Raw genomic sequence first — 17711 nt, 5'->3', positions numbered from 1 at the left:
AAGATAACACACAATTAATTTTAAATTACTACTTAACCTGAGGTTTTTGGGATTTAAACAACTGACAAAAATATTTTTAATTCAAAATGAAAAGAAAAAACTCGCAAGCATTTATTAATCAGTAACTTAATCAATATTAATGACCTTGGTCAAATTGCGTTAAGAATTTGTCCACAGTCTTGAGTTTTTGGTACTTTTGAGTCAAGTCAAAAGTACCAAAAAATAACATAAGAAGCTTTTAATCAATTGGCTATAAGTAGGTGTTCAATTGATTACAATTCGACCATTCAAAATCCTCAATTTCATTGCCGGATCTTCTCCTTTACCTTCCTCTTTGAAAGAAGCATGCTCGAGAAAGGCGATCGTATCACTAATTATCAGGAAAGTGGATGTTATTTTTTCAACATTGCTGAAAAATCAAATTTCCCTGAACTTGTTCTTTCAATTTTGGTTGTATAAATTAACTTTAAATTTAGTCACTCCTTTCTAACCAAAATTAACCATGAGTTCAAAGGCTATAAAAAAAATTAAACCACTTGGCTTTCCCTGGGAAACCAGCGATCCCTTTCTTTTTTGTGTGCATCATGCAGATCTCTATCCTTCAGGAAATGATGAAATGGGTCCTGATGCCTCATTATCAGGAAGGCATTTGGGAAACGATTTTGTGGTAAAAGATGGCTGGCGAATGTATCATGGTACAAAAGTACCGGGCTTTCCCGCCCACCCTCACCGGGGCTTTGAAACAGTTACCATTGTGAAAAAGGGACTAGTAGACCATTCCGATTCTCTGGGAGCAGCCGGAAGATTTGGGAACGGGGATGTGCAGTGGATGACTGCGGGGAAAGGTGTTCAACATTCAGAAATGTTTCCTTTACTGAATAAGGAAAATGGTAATCCATTGGAATTATTTCAAATCTGGCTAAATCTTCCCCAGGCTAAAAAAATGGCTGAACCCCATTTTGCCATGCTTTGGGGAGATACGATTCCAACTTATGAGGCTACCGATGAAAATGGGAAAAAGATTTCCGTAGACATTATAGCCGGAAAAATTGGCGATTTACAAGCTCCCGAACCTGCCCCGGATTCCTGGGCGGCTGATCCTAAAAATGAAGTGGGTATTTGGATCATAAAAATGGAAAATGGAGCTAAATGGAAAATTCCAGCCAGTAAGAATGACATTAACCGCACGGTCTATTCTTATATTGGAAATAACCTGAAAATAGAAGGAGAGTCAATTGCCCCTTATCACGGTGTGGAGTTGGTTTCCACCGCTGAGGTAACTATTGAAAACGGGGAAGAAGAAAGTTTTCTTTTACTATTACAAGGCAAACCTATAGGGGAACCAGTTGCCCAGTATGGCCCTTTTGTAATGAATTATCAGGCTGAAATTCAGCAGGCCATGATGGATTTTCAACAAACTCAATTTGGGGGCTGGCCCTGGCCAGAACACGATCATGTGCACCCCCGGGAACAAGGCCGGTTTGCCAAACATGCAGATGGTAGATTGGAAGAAAAGGAAGGATAATTTATTGAAGATCATGAGTACAAGGCCCACATGGGCCTTAATATTTAGTTGAAATTAAAAGACTGAAGGTCCTATCTTCGTAGTGTTTACAAAATAACTTTCTAAAAAACATTTAAAGCTAAAATCACACAGTCAAAGAACTTTGATGTAAATTTTCAATTTAATTTTTAGCTCCAAGTGTAACCATTAAACCAGTTTTGAGCTAAGAATAAAAATGAATTTAGAAACAATCCCATACAGTAGATACGAAAGAGGGTTACCACAAAAAGGAAATTGGATTCTCGGCCAAGAAACAGGTGATTCCATAATTGTGTACCAAGCCTTTAATGACCAAATAGCTGATTATGCAGTTTCAAATCAAAAGTTTGGGGGCAACTCATATAGTTTTTCCAGAATGACATGGATTAAACCAAACTTCTTGTGGATGATGTATCGAGCCGGATGGGCAACTAAACCCAATCAAGAAAGAATATTAGCCATTAAGATGTCCAAAGAAGGGTTTTGTGATTTACTTAAGGAAGGTGTGTATTCAAGTTTCAAAAATAAAAAATACACAAACAAAGAATCCTGGAAGGAAAAACTTGCAAAAAGTGAAGTAAGAATTCAATGGGACCCGGATCATAATCCTCATGGTGACAAATTAGAAAGAAGAGCCATTCAAATAGGAATAAAAGGAGAAAAACTAAAAAAATTTAACTCGGATTATATCAAGAAAATTATTGATATTACTTCTTTTGTAAAAAAGCAAAAAGAAAATCTTGAAGGTGATAAAGATAACTTTTTTGTTATTAATGAATCAATTGTTGAGATAGGAGCAACATTGAAGAGTAAATTTTCCATTAAAGAAAATTTCATCTCAGAAGAAATTCAAAATTTACAATTAACATACCTGAATAATGGAGAAATTAGTGATCATGATTTCGAGCAATTATTGCTGGATGGTAAATTGAGAAATGAATTTATTGATTTTATCAAAAACTATAGAAATGAAAATTTTTCAAGATTTCTATTAAGAAAAGCTATAGATTATAGAAAATCGGGAAATGATATAATGTGTGAAGATCTTTTAATGTTTAGTTATTTTGCAAGTAAAAATAAATCATCCCAAGATTTAGATTTGATAATGGAAGCAAAATTAGCAGATTTCGATACCTGGTGTGGATTTGATGCCGAAATGGTTTTTTATCCGTTGGGTTTTGAAAAAACAATTGAATATTTAAATCAGAATAAGGAAAAATTTGAGGAAAAACCTGTGGAATATTATTCTAATAACTTCTCGAAAGAATATCTAAACAACGATATCCATAATAGAGCTTTTTGGTATCTGTATTAGGAATAAAAATGGGTCTACAAGGCATAATCGCATGATTGTGCCAGGTTTATTATTCATTTTCTTCCTCTTTTTGTTTTTCCGTTTTTTCCTCCATGGGCTTTTGAATTTTCTGAACTCCATTCGTTTCCACTGTTCGGATGGAAAGTTCTCTTTGTGGAAAGTGAACTTTTACTCCTCTGGTTTTTAATTCATCGAAAATGGAAAAATAAATATCACTTCTTATTCTTATCCACTCTCCAAAATTACTGGTCCAGAAAAGCAGACGGAAATGCAGCGCATCTTCAGTGATTTCCTGGAAATAAACCCCTGGATTAGGGTTTAGCAATACAAACTGATGGTTGGAAATTATTTTAAGGAGAATTTCATAAACCTCATGTGGATCGGAATCATGAGAGACTCTTACCATAATTTCAATCCTCCTGTGTTGATCGGAAAGGGTCCAGTTGACCACTTCTTTTGAGATCAATTGACCATTGGGTACAATGACTTCCGCTCCTTCAAAAGTTCGAACATTGCTCGATCGCATACCCATACTTTTTACTGTTCCTATCAGGTTGCCGACTTCTACCGTGTCCCCAAGTTTGATAGGACGCTCAAATGCCAGAATAATACCCGAAACCAGGTTATTAAATATATTCTGAAGCCCAAAGCCAATACCCACACTAAAAGCTCCGAAAATGATGCTCAAACTGGTTAATTCAATCCCTGCTGCGGCTACTGCCAGAAAAAACCCTAACGTAATCAGGGAATAACGCACCATCATAGAAACGGTGTTGGGTACTCCAATCGGAAGGGTGAGCCTGTCTAAAATTTCATCTTCCAGAATCGCCCTGATGATTCTGGTTATGAAAACCGAAAGCCAAATGGTAAAAACAAAGGAAAAAACATTGGCCACAGAAATACTTGCAGTTCCAAATTCATAGGAAGTATAGAAAAACTCTAAAAAACCTTCTACAAAAATGGTCTCCACTCCGTAAATTCTAAGCACAGACCGCATCCATAAAATGAAGAAGAACAATTTAGTAACACTTGCCAGTTTGCGAACGATGATGTCATTATTGTTTTTTATGGAGTTAAAAACTTTAATCCATCCTCCTCTAAATAAAATGGTGAATATCGAACTCACCACAATTGCACCTGCATAAAATGCCAAACCGTTGTAGGCAATTCTCACCATTGAAAAAGTAATTAGTTTGGCGAGCTGAGTGGCGCCAAGGTAATTGGCCATTAATCCAACAATTGAAAAAAGGAAATGCAGATATACTGAGAATATGATATAAAATCGATATGCTCCTTTTTCATTTTGTCCTTCCTTCCTAAAAATAAAAAATGACAGAGCCACAAATTCAATTACATTCATCACAAATAATAAAATCCTTGAATCACGGGTTCCGGGAATCGTCATGTCATCAATTATTAACAGGCAGTATAATCCTGCTAATGTTAAAATATAGGGATAATATCTCTTTGGAAATAGTTTGAGGAGAATGACAACCAAAGGTATTACCGATAAAAAAGCAATCGCCTTTAGCAATAAATCAGGGGGGGAGGGATATAGAAATATTGCTACAAAAATGCTTAAGATAATTGTAGTAGAAAATGGTCGTCTTACAATTTTCTGGAATAATCTTAAATAATTTTCTTTCGGTTCTTCCGCTCTTTTTCGTTGTACAAATAAGGCAGTTAAGGTAATAGCCAACAAAATCAGGGTAATGATAAGATGAATTTCAAAAAGTTGTTTTTCAACGATGTAATACTTTTCAAATTCAGCTTTGGAATCTTTAAAATAGTATTTCATTTGAAGCCTGAAAGAAATTGAATCTTCAGGTTCTCTAAATTTTTCAATAAAACCCACATCCTGAATTTGGAATAGTTTTCCCTGGTTCCCGATTAGCGCATCCCTGTAAAGGTTTATTCTATTATCAACTTCAATAGAAATCTGGGATAATTCGTCCAATAATTTGAATGTGGAATCCAGTTTAAGGTTCTCAAATTGCTCAAGGGTATCAATTTCCAAAAGGGTGGTATCCAGCCGTGCTGCAAGGGCCTCCGATAATTCTTTTTCACCATAGGCATTCCTGGTTTCCACCCATCGGTTTTTGACTTTAGTTAATTCTTCTTTTTCCTTTTCAAGTTTCTGGATATAGGAAGAAATCATTTTCTGAACATCTGTGGCTTTTCTACCAATAAGAGTCCATGATTTTTGCTTACTGTCCAACTCCCTTATCGATAGATTGGAAACAGAATCAGCAGCTTCCAGATCAAGTGCCTCCTTTTTCACCCTCTTTAAAGAATCCACCAAAACAACAAAAACAGGAATCTGATTATTTTGCTTAATGTTTTCAGCACTTTTCCTGATAAAATTACTGGTTTCGGCAGCTTCAAGCGTGATGGCAGAACCAGGTATTACATTTTTATTTTCCTCGATTACCTTGGTAGTATCCTGCTGAACCTCCTGGAAACTAAAGGCAGAATTAGCCCTGATGAGAATTAAAAAAATGATAGTAGCTGATAAATAGAGGTAGTTTTTCATTTAATTAAAAAAATGTACAATCAAGTCACAAATTACACAAAAGTGAGTTTTATGTGAAGTTTTTTAAGAGGGTTTTTACTCCTTTATTATTTCGCGAGCTACAAATTCCAGATTTCCAAGTTTTACTTCCCACACCTCTGAAATTTGCTCACCGAACTTCTTGGGAATTTTCAAAACATAAATATTAAAATTAAAAGTGAAAATTTGGTCTGGACTATCCAATTCTTCCGTCTTGATTACAGCCTGAATTATGCCCAATTTACCTTCCGAACTCAAAGCCTGACTTTCACTTAGCCATTCTAACTCTATATCAGCAGCATCTAAATTTATTGATGTTTGTACATCAATAAATTCCTCCATGGAAACCTCAAAATTATTTTGATTGGAAATATATTTACTATCTATTTTAAAGAGATGCTTGGCCTCTTCTTTTGCCTTTCTGATAAATAATTCAGGATAATCCGGATTGGACATAATTTCAATATAATCCGTAAAATCTTTTACCTTTTGTTCCCCTTTTACCTTAAATCCCATAATTTGATTATTGGAAATCCTGTCTGAATTAAATTCACTTTCCAATTCACTGATCAATTCCTGTTTCATATTCCTCTCAAAAAAGATATTCCTGTCTCCTTCATCTTTAGCAGCACACGAGAACAGTAAAATCCCTAAGATCAGATAATATGTATTGAAAAATTTATTCATTGAGTTGAGTAAACTTTAATACTGAAATCCGGTTTCCTGTATAAATTGTTTCCAGCACTTCTATTTCCTTAAGACTTTTCAGTGGCATGGTCAGTTTGTCAATAAATTCTTCTTTGTTATATAATTCAATTCCAACACCACTGGTGGAAATTACCTGATAGATTCGGGCATTATCTGCAAAGATTTCATCCAATTGTTTTCTTCTTTTTTTCCAGTCTTCAATCCTGGAATGAGAAAAATAATGAATCATTTGCGCATATTCATTCGTTTTCAATTTGATTTTTTCATATGGAAAATCCTCCTTAAAAACTCTGGTTATGGTATCAGATAAATAATAGCTTGCCCTTACAATGAACTGAATTTTCTCTTCTCTGGTTTCTATTGCTACGCAGCTGTTCTCATCTGCATGAAGCCACAAAGGCGATTCTTTATTTTGAATTAATAACACCTCCACTGAAGAAGGATTAACCGCTTCCTGGGTAAACTCATCCACAAAACAAAATTGATATTTCTTTTTAGAAGGGAAAAGATAAATGGCTATTGATACCACGAAAATTAGCCCTATTACCACCCCAAATTTCCAGGGAAATACATGCCTATTACGCTTACTGATTTTTTGATTTCTAACTTTAAAATCTCTCCAATCTTCATACCCACAATACTGACACAATAGATTAAGAATATCAATTCGGGGAAGTTGATTATTATTTCCTTTCAAATGGGTATAAAACCATTTCTCACTTATTCTTCCACCTGCTTTCTCCATTAAATCTTCCTGAAAATTTGAAATTTCCTGCCCTTTCCATGTGCTCAAGTCTTCCGGATAATGCGGAAAGGTTTCCCTGAGCTTTTGGGAAATTTCATCTTTTAATCGGGAAAAAAATATTAAATCTTCTGAATTCATGTAACAATCGGGCTGACCAAATATAGAAAGGAAATAGATGGGATCCTCAGCTGATTAAATTCCTTTTCCTAAAATTACATTTTTTTATCATTCCGGACTTGTAAAATAATTGTAGTTCTATTTACAAATGCTTTACAAGCGCCTTACAAAGGATTTTGGATGCTCAAAGATAGGTTTGGAGAAAGTAAATTAAAATCATTAAAACCTATTTAACTATGATAATTAGAAACATAATTTCTTTGATTTTCGGGCTAATACTTGTGGTTTCCTGTCAACATGGCGGAGGTAATTATTACATGGAAAATGTTTCCCTGGAAGAAGAAGATTATTGGTCCTCTAATGATGAAGAATATAATGCCATCGTGGAGCATCCTTTCAGAAATTCTCTGGATCAGCCCCTATCTACATTTTCCATCGATGTAGATAATGCAGCTTATACGAATATCAGAAGATTTATTTTTAGCGGACAGTTACCTCCTGCAAATGCAGTCAGAATTGAAGAAATGATTAATTATTTCGATTATAATTATCCTCAACCAAAAGAAGAGCATCCCTTCAATATTATTACTGAATCGGCCGATTGTCCATGGAATCCGGGAAATCAATTGTTACAAATTGGCTTACAGGGCAAAAGGCTTAAAGATGATGAAATGAAACCTAGTAATCTGGTTTTCCTCATTGATGTTTCCGGTTCTATGGAAATGTCGAATAAGTTGCCATTAGTCAAAAAATCATTAAATATTCTGTTGGAAAACCTTAATGAAAATGATAGAGTTGCTCTGGTTGTTTATGCCGGGGCAGCGGGATTAGTACTTCCCTCTACTCCTGCTCACAAAAAAACAGAAATTTATGACGCCATCAACAGACTGGAGGCTGGTGGATCAACTGCTGGAGGGGAAGGAATTCATTTGGCTTACAAAGTGGCTAAGGAAAACTTTATGCCTAATGGAAATAACAGGGTGATTCTGGCTTCTGATGGAGATTTTAATGTGGGAATTACTTCAGAAAAAGGCCTATTAAAGCTAATTCAAGAAAAGCGGGAAAGTGGCGTTTTTTTAACTGTTTGTGGATTTGGAATGGGGAATTTGAAGGATGGTAGAATGGAAGCGATCAGTAATGCAGGGAATGGCAACTATTTTTACATTGATGACCAGAGAGAGGCTAAAAAAGTATTTTCCCAGGACTTCAGGGCAAACATGTATGCCATAGCTAAAGATGTAAAAATACAAATCGAATTTAATCCAAAATTTGTTTCTACCTACCGTTTAATTGGCTATGAAAACAGACAACTCCAAAACAAAGATTTTGAAAATGATAAAAAAGATGCGGGAGAATTGGGTGCCGGGCATACTGTTACAGCTATTTACGAGATTGTTCCTGCAAATAAAACTCATTCTTCCGGAATAGATTTGAAGTACCAGGAGAAAGTTCTCAAAACAGGAAATGGAATTAATGAATTAGGACATATAAAATTCAGGTATAAACCATTAGATAACGACAAAAGCACTTTAATAACACACAATATTGTTCACCAGCCAAAAACATTTGAAGCCGCTTCCAGAGATTTTAAATTTTCCTGTTCGGTTGCCGGATTCGGGCTATTACTCAGAAATTCTTCCTTTAAAGAAAATTTGACTTATCGTGATTTGCTTGAATTCACTGAACCTTTGGTAAATAAAGACAAAGATATAGAGCTCGAATTTTTAGAAATGATTAAAAAAGCAGCACAATTACAAGATATCTGATACCAAAAAAACCTCCTGCCATTAATTGGACAGGAGGTTTTTTTATAAAAAGTTTTATTTACCTACACCCATAAAGCTTCCCGCTGACTCAATACGTTTTCATTTTCTACGAAATCATCGTAGCTACACAATTTATCGATATAACCATTGGGCGAAATTTCTATGATCCTGTTGGCTATGGTATTGGTAAAAGTGTGGTCATGAGAGGTGAACAGCACCGTACCGGGGAAATTCATTAAAGAATTATTGAATGCGGTAATCGATTCCAAATCCAGGTGATTCGTAGGTTCATCAAGAATCAACAGGTTTGCTCCTGATAACATCATTTTGGAAATCATACACCTCACCTTCTCCCCTCCTGACAAGACATTGCATTTCTTTAAAGTCTCTTCACCTGAAAACAACATTTTACCCAAAAATCCCCGGATATAAACTTCATCCTTTTCATCATCCGAATACTGTCTTAACCAGTCAATCAGGTTATCATCAGATTTAAAATATTCGGAATTTTCATTGGGCAGATAGGCTTTGGTAATGGTTTGTCCAAAATTAAATTCCCCCGTATCTGCAGTAATTTCTTCCATTAATATTCTGAAAAAGGCAGTAATCGCCATACTGTCCTTACTCAAAATAGCTACTTTATCCCCTTTATTCAGGTTGATATCCAAATCCTTGAACAAAACTTTTCCATCCTGGGATTTGCTCAGGTTTTTGACTTCCAGAATCTGGTCACCAGCAGTTCGGTTTTGTTGAAAAATAATGGCCGGATATTTCCTTGATGAGGGCTGGATTTCCTCCACGTTAATTTTATCCAGTAGCTTTTTCCGGCTTGTTGCCTGTTTGGATTTGGAAGCATTGGCGCTAAATCTGGCAATAAAATCCTGTAGTTCTTTTTTCTTTTCCTCTGCTTTTTTATTTGCTGAAGATCGCTGAGCCAATGCCAACTGGCTCGATTCGTACCAGAATGTATAATTTCCAGTGTATACTTTTATCGCACGGAAATCAATGTCTGCAATATGTGTACATACTGTATCCAGGAAGTGCCTGTCGTGAGAAACAACAATAACTGTGTTTTTAAAATCCAGCAGGAAATCTTCCAGCCAGGTAACTGTCTGAATGTCCAGATCGTTGGTGGGCTCATCCAGAATAAGGATATCAGGATTACCAAATAATGCCTGCGCCAGTAACACTCTTACTTTAAGTGTACCATTCAGTTCTTTCATTAATTTATAGTGATCAGCCTCCACAATACCCAACCCACTCAACATGGCAGCCGCATCCGATTCTGCATTCCAACCGTCCATTTCAGCAAATTCCGCTTCCAGTTCCGATGCCCTGATTCCATCTTCTTCAGAAAAATCCGGTTTGGCATAAATCTCATTCTTCTCCTTCATGATTTTCCAAAGATGAGTATGCCCCATCATCACTGTTTCCAACACCGGAACTTCATCAAACTCAAAGTGATTCTGTTTTAAAACAGCCATTCGCTTTCCGGGTTCCAGAGTTACATTCCCCGAATTTGGAGCAATTTCCCCTGACAATATTTTTAGAAAGGTTGATTTTCCTGCACCGTTTGCTCCGATTACGCCATAGCAATTATTTCCTGTAAATTTTATATTTACCTCATCGAATAAAATCCTTTTGCCATATTGTAGCGAAACATTATTAGCTGATATCATAACTTTTTGTAAATAGCCTTTAAATTTTGAAGGTGCAAAAGTAGGAGAAATAGTTGGAAATCAGGAAAGTTCATCCATTACTTTGGGAATTTTATTCCACCCCGAAAGACTTTATCTGTCAGGGCTGAAATACTCAGTCTATGACTAAATCAAATTTAAATGACTAATAATCAATAATTTATAGTAATTATAAAAAATAATCCCTAGAATTACTTGACAATATAGACGACTGGTCATATTTTAGACACCATGAGACGAGCAAAAACAGAAGAGAAACGTCTGGAAGTGCTGGAGAAAGGGACAGAAATTATGTGGGAGAAAGGTTACAATGGCACGGGTATCCAGGAAATTGTGAATGCTGCTGGCGTTCCCAAGGGTTCCTTCTATGCTTATTTCTCAAGCAAAGAGGATTTTGTGATGGAGGCTATCAACCATTATGATGCAATTAACCGAAAATGGGAATTTGATTTACTTTCCGATCAATCTATTAGTCCTTTTGAAAGGATCAGAACAATGATTCAAAAAAGGAAATATTTTATTAAGGAAAAATTAAATTGTAAGAGAGGATGCTTTGTGAGCAATATGTGTGAGGAGTTGGCGGATGTCAACGAAAAACTTGGTCAGCTCATCAGAAATAAAATTGAAAATGGATTAATTCCCTTGAAAAAATGTCTTCAAGAAGGTGTGGAAAAAGGAGAAATAAGGAATGTTTTTGACATTGATGAACTCGCTAATTTTATAGACAATAGCTGGCGTGGAGCAATCATGCGGGTAAAAGCGGATCAAAGTCCAAAAGCTATGGATATTTATGAAAAATTTATTCTTGAATATCTTTTAAAGTAAAAAAAATTTTGTCGTTTTATAGACGACTGGTCATATATTTAAATCTCAAACTAAATCAAAATCATGAGCAAATTAGAAAACAAAATCGCAGTAATTACCGGTGGAAGTACCGGAATCGGACTGGCAACCGCTAAGACATTTATAGCTCAGGGAGCTAAAGTATTGATTACAGGAAGATCGGAAGAAAATCTGGCCAATGCCAAAAAGGAATTGGGAGAAAATGTAATCACCTTAAAATCAGATACTTCAAAATTGGCTGATATTGAAAGGCTAAAGGATTATATTGAGGTTTCTATAGGGAAAATCGATATCCTTTTCCTAAATGCCGGAATTGCTAAATTTTTCCCGGCTGAAGCTTTACCTGAAGATACATTTGATGACTTAATCAATATTAATTTTAAAGGGTTATTTTTCACTTACCAAAAATTATTACCCTTGTTAAATGATGGCGCATCCGTAATTTTGACTACTTCAGGAGTTAATACGAAAGGTCTGCCTGGCTCTAGTGTTTATGCCGCAACAAAAGCCGCAGTCAGATCATTGGCAAGAACTTTTGCTTCGGAAGCAGCTCATAGAAATATCAGGGTAAATGCCATCAGTCCTGGTCCAATTGAGACTCCAATTTATGATAAAATGGGCATGTCAGAGGAAGAATTAAATGGGTTTGCCCAACAAATCCAACAAAGCGTTCCTTTGAATAGATTTGGAGTAGCTGATGAAATTGCCAAAGCAGCTTTATTCCTTGCAGCTTCAGACTCTAGTTATGTTACAGGAACTGAATTGGTAGCTGACGGTGGTTTTACTCAGGTTTAATTGCCTAATAATAGACGACTGGTCAAATATTAATCATACCAAAAAATCAAAAATCAGATGAGCAATCCGTTATTATTTAATAAATTTAAGCTAGGTCCTATCGATTTGCAAAATAGAATCGTGATGGCTCCAATGACGAGAAGCCGAGCTGGAGAATCCAGAATTCCCAACGACCTTATGGCAGAGTATTACCAACAGCGTGCAGGGACAGGATTAATTATTACAGAAGCTACTCAAGTCTCAGCACAGGGAATTGGTTATCCATGGACTCCTGGAATTCATAATGAAGAACAAGTTGAAGGATGGAAAAAAATAACTTCAACCGTTCATGAAGCTGGTGGTAAAATATTTTTACAAGTTTTCCATGTGGGTAGAATTTCCCATCCGGTTTACCATAATGGGGCAAAACCTGTGGCCCCTTCTGCGGTAAAACCAGAAGGAAAAGCATTTACCCCTCAGGGATTTGTAGATTTTGAAACACCTCGTGCTTTAGAAATTTCAGAGATTAAAGCTATAGTAAAAGACTTTAGAAAATCGGTTGAAAATGCCAAAGCTGCAGGATTTGACGGAGTGGAAATTCATGGAGCAAATGGTTACCTGATCGATCAATTTCTGCAGGATATCTCCAATAAAAGAACCGATGAATACGGAGGAAGCATTGAAAACAGGGCCAGATTCCTGTTCCAGATTTTGGATGAGGCAATAGATGCCTGGGATAATGAACATATAGGTTTAAGACTTTCCCCAAGTGGAGTTGTCAATAATATGGGTGATTCCAATTCCAGAGCTCTTTTTACCTATGTGATTCAAAAACTTAATGCGTACAATCTGGCTTATCTCCATCTCATCAACCCATTAGCGCCAATTGATGATCACCCGGAATTAATTCAGGATGTTTCAGGTTACTATGGAGATTTATTTGATGGGATTAGAATTGTGAATGGTGGATATAACAAAACCAATGGTGAGGAAATTCTAAAAAATGGAACAGCCGAATTGGTAGCCTATGGTGTACCATTCATTGCCAATCCTGATTTACCAAAAAGATTTGAACTGGATGCCCCCTTAAATGAGGCCAATCAGGAGAAATTTTATGGAGGAGGGGCAGAAGGCTATACGGACTATCCTGTACTGGATGAAAGTTACGCTTAAGGCATTTTTAATAGGAGGGATTCAGGAAATTAGCCTCCGGACAAAAAACATTCATGTTTAATCTGACTTTAGCTTCAAAAGCCTTTCCCGATTCGGGAGAGGCTTTTTTTAATTGGCCAATTTCATCCTAATCATTTGTAAATAAGCCAAAAAATAATCATTATAGCAGCCAAATTTGATTTTTCAGTATGGAGCTATTTGAAATTTTTTCAACAATTATCGTTATATCAGCCATTTTCACCTTTCTCAACCAGAAAACCCTGAAAATGCCTACCACCATCAATTTAATGATTGCCGGATTGATATTATCGGTGATTGTGCAAATTGTAGGTGCATCTTCTCCTGGTTTTTATGAAATGGTAATCAGGCACCTTGAAGTCATTAATTTCTCTGAATTCCTTTTGGAAATTCTTTTGAGTTTTCTGCTTTTTGCCGGAGCCTTACATACTGATCTGGAGAAACTTAAAGCCTCCAAATGGCCCATTTTATCTTTTGCCACCATTGGAGTAATCATTTCCACATTTTTATCAGGAGCAGGACTTTATTACCTTTTGGTCCTTTTTGAGCAACCTATCGATTTTATATATTGCTTGCTTTTCGGTGCACTAATTTCCCCAACCGATCCTATAGCAGTATTGGGCATTATGAAAAAAGCCAATGCGCCAAAATCATTAGAAATAAAAATTACAGGAGAGTCTCTTTTTAATGATGGTGTTGGCGTAGTAATTTTCCTTACCATACTGGAAATTGCCAGGAAAGGAATGGGAAATGTAGATGCCCTGGATATAGGACAATTGTTTGCCGTAGAAGTTTTTGGTGGGGTGATTTTAGGTTTGTTATTGGGTTATATCGGGCTAAAAGCCATGAAATCAATTGACCACTATAAAACTGAAGTTTTAATCACTTTAGCGGTGGTAATGGGTGGCTATGCCCTCGCCAGTGCCATACACGTTTCGGGCCCACTGGCCATGGTAATGGCAGGTTTACTTATTGGTAATGTAGGTAAGGAAAGTGCCATGTCAAAAATCACACTGGATTATGTCAACAAATTTTGGGAAATGATAGATGAAATTCTAAATGCCATCCTATTTGTATTAATCGGGCTGGAATTGGTGCTTATTCCTTTCAATTTGTATTTTGTCATCATTGGGCTGGTTTCCATGCTGCTTCTGATAGTTGGACGGTATATTTCCCTGGCTTTTCCTTCTTATCTTTTGGGTTTTAAAAAGACATTTGAACCAAATTCCCTGCGGATCATGACCTGGGGAGGATTGAAAGGTGGGATTTCCATCGCCCTGGCGCTTTCCCTGGATACAGGAACTGAAAAGGATCTTATCCTGGCTGTTACCTACACCGTAGTATTGCTTTCCCTTATTGTCCAGGGATTAACTTTTGAATCCGTAATCCGAAAATGGACCTGATTTCCATCTTTCCTATGCTTTGATTTTTGGTTTCGGAATTTAATTTAATGAAGACTCAGGAGAAAAAATAAATTCCTTAATTTTGGGATTTATTCCCAAATTTTAATCTCCGCCAAATGATTCTCGAACAGGTACTACAAAAGCATTTTGGATATGGACAATTCAGACCTCAGCAAAAGGAAATTATTGAACATATCCTTCAGGATAAAGATGCGGTAGTACTCATGCCAACTGGTGGCGGAAAATCTATCTGTTATCAGATTCCCGCATTAGTAAAGGATGGACTTACGGTAGTAATTTCCCCTTTAATAGCCCTCATGCAGGACCAGGTGCAAAGTTTGAGATCGAATGGTATTTCGGCAGCTTTTATCAATTCCAGCCTAACGGTAAAACAGGAAGGAGATATTCGAACAAAACTGGAAAATGGGGAAATCAAATTACTATATGTTTCCCCGGAAAAACTGTTTTCCAGCAATTTCCTGAATTACCTCAGTATTCTGAAAATTTCACTATTTGCTATAGATGAGGCGCATTGTGTCAGCAGTTGGGGGCATCATTTCCGCCCGGAATACAAAAAACTTTATATCCTAAAAGATACTTTCCCTCAAATCCCGGTGGTGGCACTTACTGCTACTGCAGATAAAGCTGTTCGTTCAGATATTGGTGCTTTGTTAAAATTGAATCAGCCCAAATATTTTATTGCTTCTTTCGACAGGCCAAACCTATCACTGGCAGTGCTTCCTGGCAGAAAGAAATGGGAACAAATAAGACGTATTGTTGAAAAACATCAGGGGAAAAGTGGTATAATTTATTGCAGTAGCAGAAAAGCTACTGAAGATTTAGCGGTAAAACTTCAGGATATTGGGATGAAAGCAGATTTTTACCATGCCGGACTGGATAATTTAACAAGACACAAAACCCAGGAAGATTTTATTCAGGGCGAACTTGATATAATTTGTGCCACAATTGCCTTTGGGATGGGAATCGATAAACCTGACGTTCGATTTGTGATCCACAACAATATGCCTGGCAATCTGGAAAGTTATTATCAGGAAATAGGTCGGGCCGGCCGTGACGGACTTCCTTCAGAAACCATCCTCTTTTACAGCTACCGGGATGTACAAACCCATGTGGGTTTTATGGAGGAAATTAATGATGATGCTTACCGGAGAATACAGATGGCCAAACTGGACAGGATGCAGGAATTTGCCGAATCCCAGGTTTGCCGTAGGAAAGTTTTGATGACTTACTTCAGTGAAATTCCTGAAAAAGATTGTGGGAACTGTGATGTCTGTAAAAACCCTCCAAAGTATTTTGATGGAACTACATTGGCACAAATGGCACTTTCTGCCATGGTAAGGACTAAGGAAAAGGTGGGCATTACCACCTTAATTGATATCTTAAAGGGAACTTACTCTCAGGCCGTAAAAGATCATGGATTTTCAAAAATAAAAACGTTTGGTGCAGGGAGACAAACCACCAATTTTGCCTGGATGCTATTCATTCAACAGTTTATACAACAAGGCATCATTGAGCTGGATTATAAAGACCATTATAATTTAAAGCTTACCCGACTAAGCAAGGATATTTTATTTGAAGGTAAATCGGTTCGTTTAGTTACACCGGAAACCATTAAGGAAAGACAGGAAGAACAAAAACAAGTTAAAGTAGAGCCTACTGCTTCCAAATCTGCTTTTAATCCTACTTTATTCGAAGAATTGCGCGTCCTCAGAAAGGAAATTGCTGATTCTCAAGGCGTTCCAGCATTTGTGATTTTTGGAGATGCCAGTCTGAGAGATATGTGTGAAAAGTTGCCCAATTCTATGCACGAGTTTTTAGGTGTAACCGGGGTTGGAGAACATAAAGCCAGCCAATATGGAGAAGCTTTTCTAAAGGTAATTACCAAATACAACCCCACACCAAAGCAAAAAGGAGATACCTATAAAATCACACTTTCCATGTACCAAGATGGGAAAAGTGTAGAGGAAATTGCCATTGAAAGAGGAGTGCAACCTACCACCATTTACTCCCATCTCGCCAAATTAATTGAGGATGGAAAAATGATAGACATTCATGAATTAGTTTCAGTGGATGAAATAAAAAAAATGGAAATAGCCACTGAGGAATTAGGCTTTCTAGATGCCCTAAAACCCTACTTCGACTATCACTCCGGAGAATTGGAATACGGGAAAATCAGGGTGATTTTGAGTTATCTGAAAAGCCAGCGTGTCAGTTAAGGTTTGAAGCTATGCTATCCATCTATGCTTTCAATGCGATTCGGAATTTGAAATTCCGTATTTGCATCGCAGGATTTTTAATCTACTTGACTCATAAAAAATGTTTCGCCATTTCCAATGGCGAAACAGCAGAATCAATACAAAAAAATCTTAGGTCTTTGATTTTTCCCCATTAATATTTCCCTGAAATATACCTCTGATAAACCCTATCAGACCAATAACAAATAATATTGGTGGATAATAGAATATCACATCACCTGCTAATCCTACAAAAAACCACACCAGGGCAATTACCATCATCAATACTCCACCGAAGATACCTTTCTTTAGACCTGATTTTTCCGGAGCAAAAAAATCTCCATCATCCTCTGATTGCTGAGCCTCCATCGCAATTCTTTCTTTCCTGGATTTTTCCGCTTCATCTAATTTGAAATCTGTACAATTATCCTCAAAAGTTGCCTGCTGCATGGTAAGCCCACAAAGCAAGCCTTTCTGAAGATCCATTTTTCGATTAAGGCAAACGCCACAAAATTGAAGTCTTTCTTTTCTGGTCATGATTATTTATTTGAACTGATGGGGAATATTATTTTAACTTTCAGTATTAATAAAGATAAACCTAAAAGTTTATTATAAGTACCCCCTATAATACATTTTAAAAAAACTGTATACAACCTTTGAATATATTATAAACTATTAATTAAAGGAATCCTCAAAGAAAAGTTTTTTAAGTATTGAATATAACGCACTTTATTTTTGACACGATTTGGAGACTATCTTAATTTAAATAGTCGTTAACCTAATTGATAATTAAAATTTAAATT

The 17711-nt window shown here is 36.5% G+C and carries 13 protein-coding genes; 8 read left to right on the top strand and 5 right to left on the bottom strand.

The genetic code is table 11. The features are described 5' to 3' along the window. Positions 1-502: 502 nt before the first annotated feature. Both A3EM_RS0107730 and A3EM_RS46885 read left to right on the top strand, forming a co-directional pair. A complete protein-coding gene (locus A3EM_RS0107730; RefSeq protein WP_020527620.1) occupies positions 503-1525 on the top strand; it encodes a pirin family protein in 1023 nt (340 codons plus the stop codon). Between the two features lie 214 nt (positions 1526-1739). After that, positions 1740-2858, top strand: a complete 1119-nt coding sequence (locus tag A3EM_RS46885; RefSeq protein WP_020527619.1) for a DUF4291 domain-containing protein — start codon at positions 1740-1742, stop codon at positions 2856-2858. A 49-nt stretch (positions 2859-2907) separates the two neighbouring features. On the opposite strand, the gene A3EM_RS45615 is transcribed toward A3EM_RS46885, so the two are convergent. From A3EM_RS45615 to A3EM_RS0107710, 3 genes are all read right to left on the bottom strand, one after another. Next, on the bottom strand, positions 2908-5391 hold the full coding sequence (locus tag A3EM_RS45615; protein ID WP_020527618.1) for a mechanosensitive ion channel domain-containing protein: 2484 nt from the start codon (positions 5389-5391) through the stop codon (positions 2908-2910). Between the two features lie 75 nt (positions 5392-5466). Then, complete coding sequence (locus A3EM_RS0107715) at positions 5467-6096, bottom strand: hypothetical protein (RefSeq protein ID WP_020527617.1); 630 nt, start codon at positions 6094-6096, stop codon at positions 5467-5469. Beyond that, on the bottom strand, positions 6089-7000 hold the full coding sequence (locus A3EM_RS0107710; protein ID WP_020527616.1) for a hypothetical protein: 912 nt from the start codon (positions 6998-7000) through the stop codon (positions 6089-6091). Before A3EM_RS0107710 ends, A3EM_RS0107715 begins: the two co-directional genes overlap by 8 nt. Before the next feature lie 215 nt (positions 7001-7215). Here A3EM_RS0107710 and A3EM_RS0107705 point away from each other — a divergent pair, with 215 nt between their 5' ends. After that, positions 7216-8745: a vWA domain-containing protein gene (locus tag A3EM_RS0107705; RefSeq protein WP_020527615.1), complete on the top strand. Its 1530-nt coding sequence runs from the start codon at positions 7216-7218 to the stop codon at positions 8743-8745. A gap of 62 nt (positions 8746-8807) precedes the next feature. Here the strand turns inward: A3EM_RS0107705 and A3EM_RS0107700 are convergent, their stop codons facing one another. Continuing rightward, positions 8808-10424 carry an ABC-F family ATP-binding cassette domain-containing protein gene (locus A3EM_RS0107700; RefSeq protein WP_020527614.1) on the bottom strand — a complete coding sequence of 539 codons (1617 nt, stop codon included), beginning with the start codon at positions 10422-10424 and terminating at the stop codon, positions 8808-8810. 249 nt (positions 10425-10673) lie between these two features. Between A3EM_RS0107700 and A3EM_RS0107695 the strand changes: the two genes are divergently transcribed. The 5 genes from A3EM_RS0107695 (at position 10674) to recQ (ending at position 16890) form a co-directional block, all read left to right on the top strand. Next, the gene (locus A3EM_RS0107695; RefSeq protein WP_020527613.1) at positions 10674-11267 is read left to right on the top strand and encodes a TetR/AcrR family transcriptional regulator; all 594 of its coding nucleotides are present in this window, start codon (positions 10674-10676) and stop codon (positions 11265-11267) included. Between the two features lie 63 nt (positions 11268-11330). Continuing rightward, a complete protein-coding gene (locus tag A3EM_RS0107690) occupies positions 11331-12080 on the top strand; it encodes an SDR family oxidoreductase (protein WP_020527612.1) in 750 nt (249 codons plus the stop codon). Between the two features lie 57 nt (positions 12081-12137). Continuing rightward, complete coding sequence (locus A3EM_RS0107685) at positions 12138-13232, top strand: alkene reductase (protein WP_026210163.1); 1095 nt, start codon at positions 12138-12140, stop codon at positions 13230-13232. A gap of 188 nt (positions 13233-13420) precedes the next feature. After that, positions 13421-14653, top strand: coding sequence for a cation:proton antiporter (locus A3EM_RS0107680; protein WP_020527610.1), 1233 nt, complete (start codon positions 13421-13423; stop codon positions 14651-14653). 116 nt (positions 14654-14769) lie between these two features. After that, positions 14770-16890, top strand: a complete 2121-nt coding sequence (gene recQ / locus A3EM_RS0107675) for a DNA helicase RecQ (RefSeq protein ID WP_020527609.1) — start codon at positions 14770-14772, stop codon at positions 16888-16890. 150 nt (positions 16891-17040) lie between these two features. On the opposite strand, the gene A3EM_RS0107670 is transcribed toward recQ, so the two are convergent. Continuing rightward, a complete protein-coding gene (locus A3EM_RS0107670; RefSeq protein ID WP_157637783.1) occupies positions 17041-17445 on the bottom strand; it encodes a hypothetical protein in 405 nt (134 codons plus the stop codon). Positions 17446-17711 lie beyond the last annotated feature (266 nt).

This window comes from Flexithrix dorotheae DSM 6795 (genome assembly GCF_000379765.1).
GTDB lineage: Bacteria > Bacteroidota > Bacteroidia > Cytophagales > Flammeovirgaceae > Flexithrix > Flexithrix dorotheae.
Note: the sequence above shows the minus strand (reverse complement) of the source record. Positions and strands in the feature narration are given on the sequence as shown.

Coding starts and splice junctions, on each gene's coding strand:
- A3EM_RS0107730 (WP_020527620.1), top strand. CDS start 503: ATGAGTTCAAAGGCTATAAAAAAAATTAAACCACTTGGCTTTCCCTGG.
- A3EM_RS0107700 (WP_020527614.1), bottom strand. CDS start 10,424: ATGATATCAGCTAATAATGTTTCGCTACAATATGGCAAAAGGATTTTA.
- A3EM_RS46885 (WP_020527619.1), top strand. CDS start 1,740: ATGAATTTAGAAACAATCCCATACAGTAGATACGAAAGAGGGTTACCA.
- A3EM_RS0107690 (WP_020527612.1), top strand. CDS start 11,331: ATGAGCAAATTAGAAAACAAAATCGCAGTAATTACCGGTGGAAGTACC.
- recQ (WP_020527609.1), top strand. CDS start 14,770: ATGATTCTCGAACAGGTACTACAAAAGCATTTTGGATATGGACAATTC.
- A3EM_RS0107715 (WP_020527617.1), bottom strand. CDS start 6,096: ATGAATAAATTTTTCAATACATATTATCTGATCTTAGGGATTTTACTG.
- A3EM_RS0107685 (WP_026210163.1), top strand. CDS start 12,138: ATGAGCAATCCGTTATTATTTAATAAATTTAAGCTAGGTCCTATCGAT.
- A3EM_RS0107710 (WP_020527616.1), bottom strand. CDS start 7,000: ATGAATTCAGAAGATTTAATATTTTTTTCCCGATTAAAAGATGAAATT.
- A3EM_RS0107670 (WP_157637783.1), bottom strand. CDS start 17,445: ATGACCAGAAAAGAAAGACTTCAATTTTGTGGCGTTTGCCTTAATCGA.
- A3EM_RS0107705 (WP_020527615.1), top strand. CDS start 7,216: ATGATAATTAGAAACATAATTTCTTTGATTTTCGGGCTAATACTTGTG.
- A3EM_RS45615 (WP_020527618.1), bottom strand. CDS start 5,391: ATGAAAAACTACCTCTATTTATCAGCTACTATCATTTTTTTAATTCTC.
- A3EM_RS0107680 (WP_020527610.1), top strand. CDS start 13,421: ATGGAGCTATTTGAAATTTTTTCAACAATTATCGTTATATCAGCCATT.
- A3EM_RS0107695 (WP_020527613.1), top strand. CDS start 10,674: ATGAGACGAGCAAAAACAGAAGAGAAACGTCTGGAAGTGCTGGAGAAA.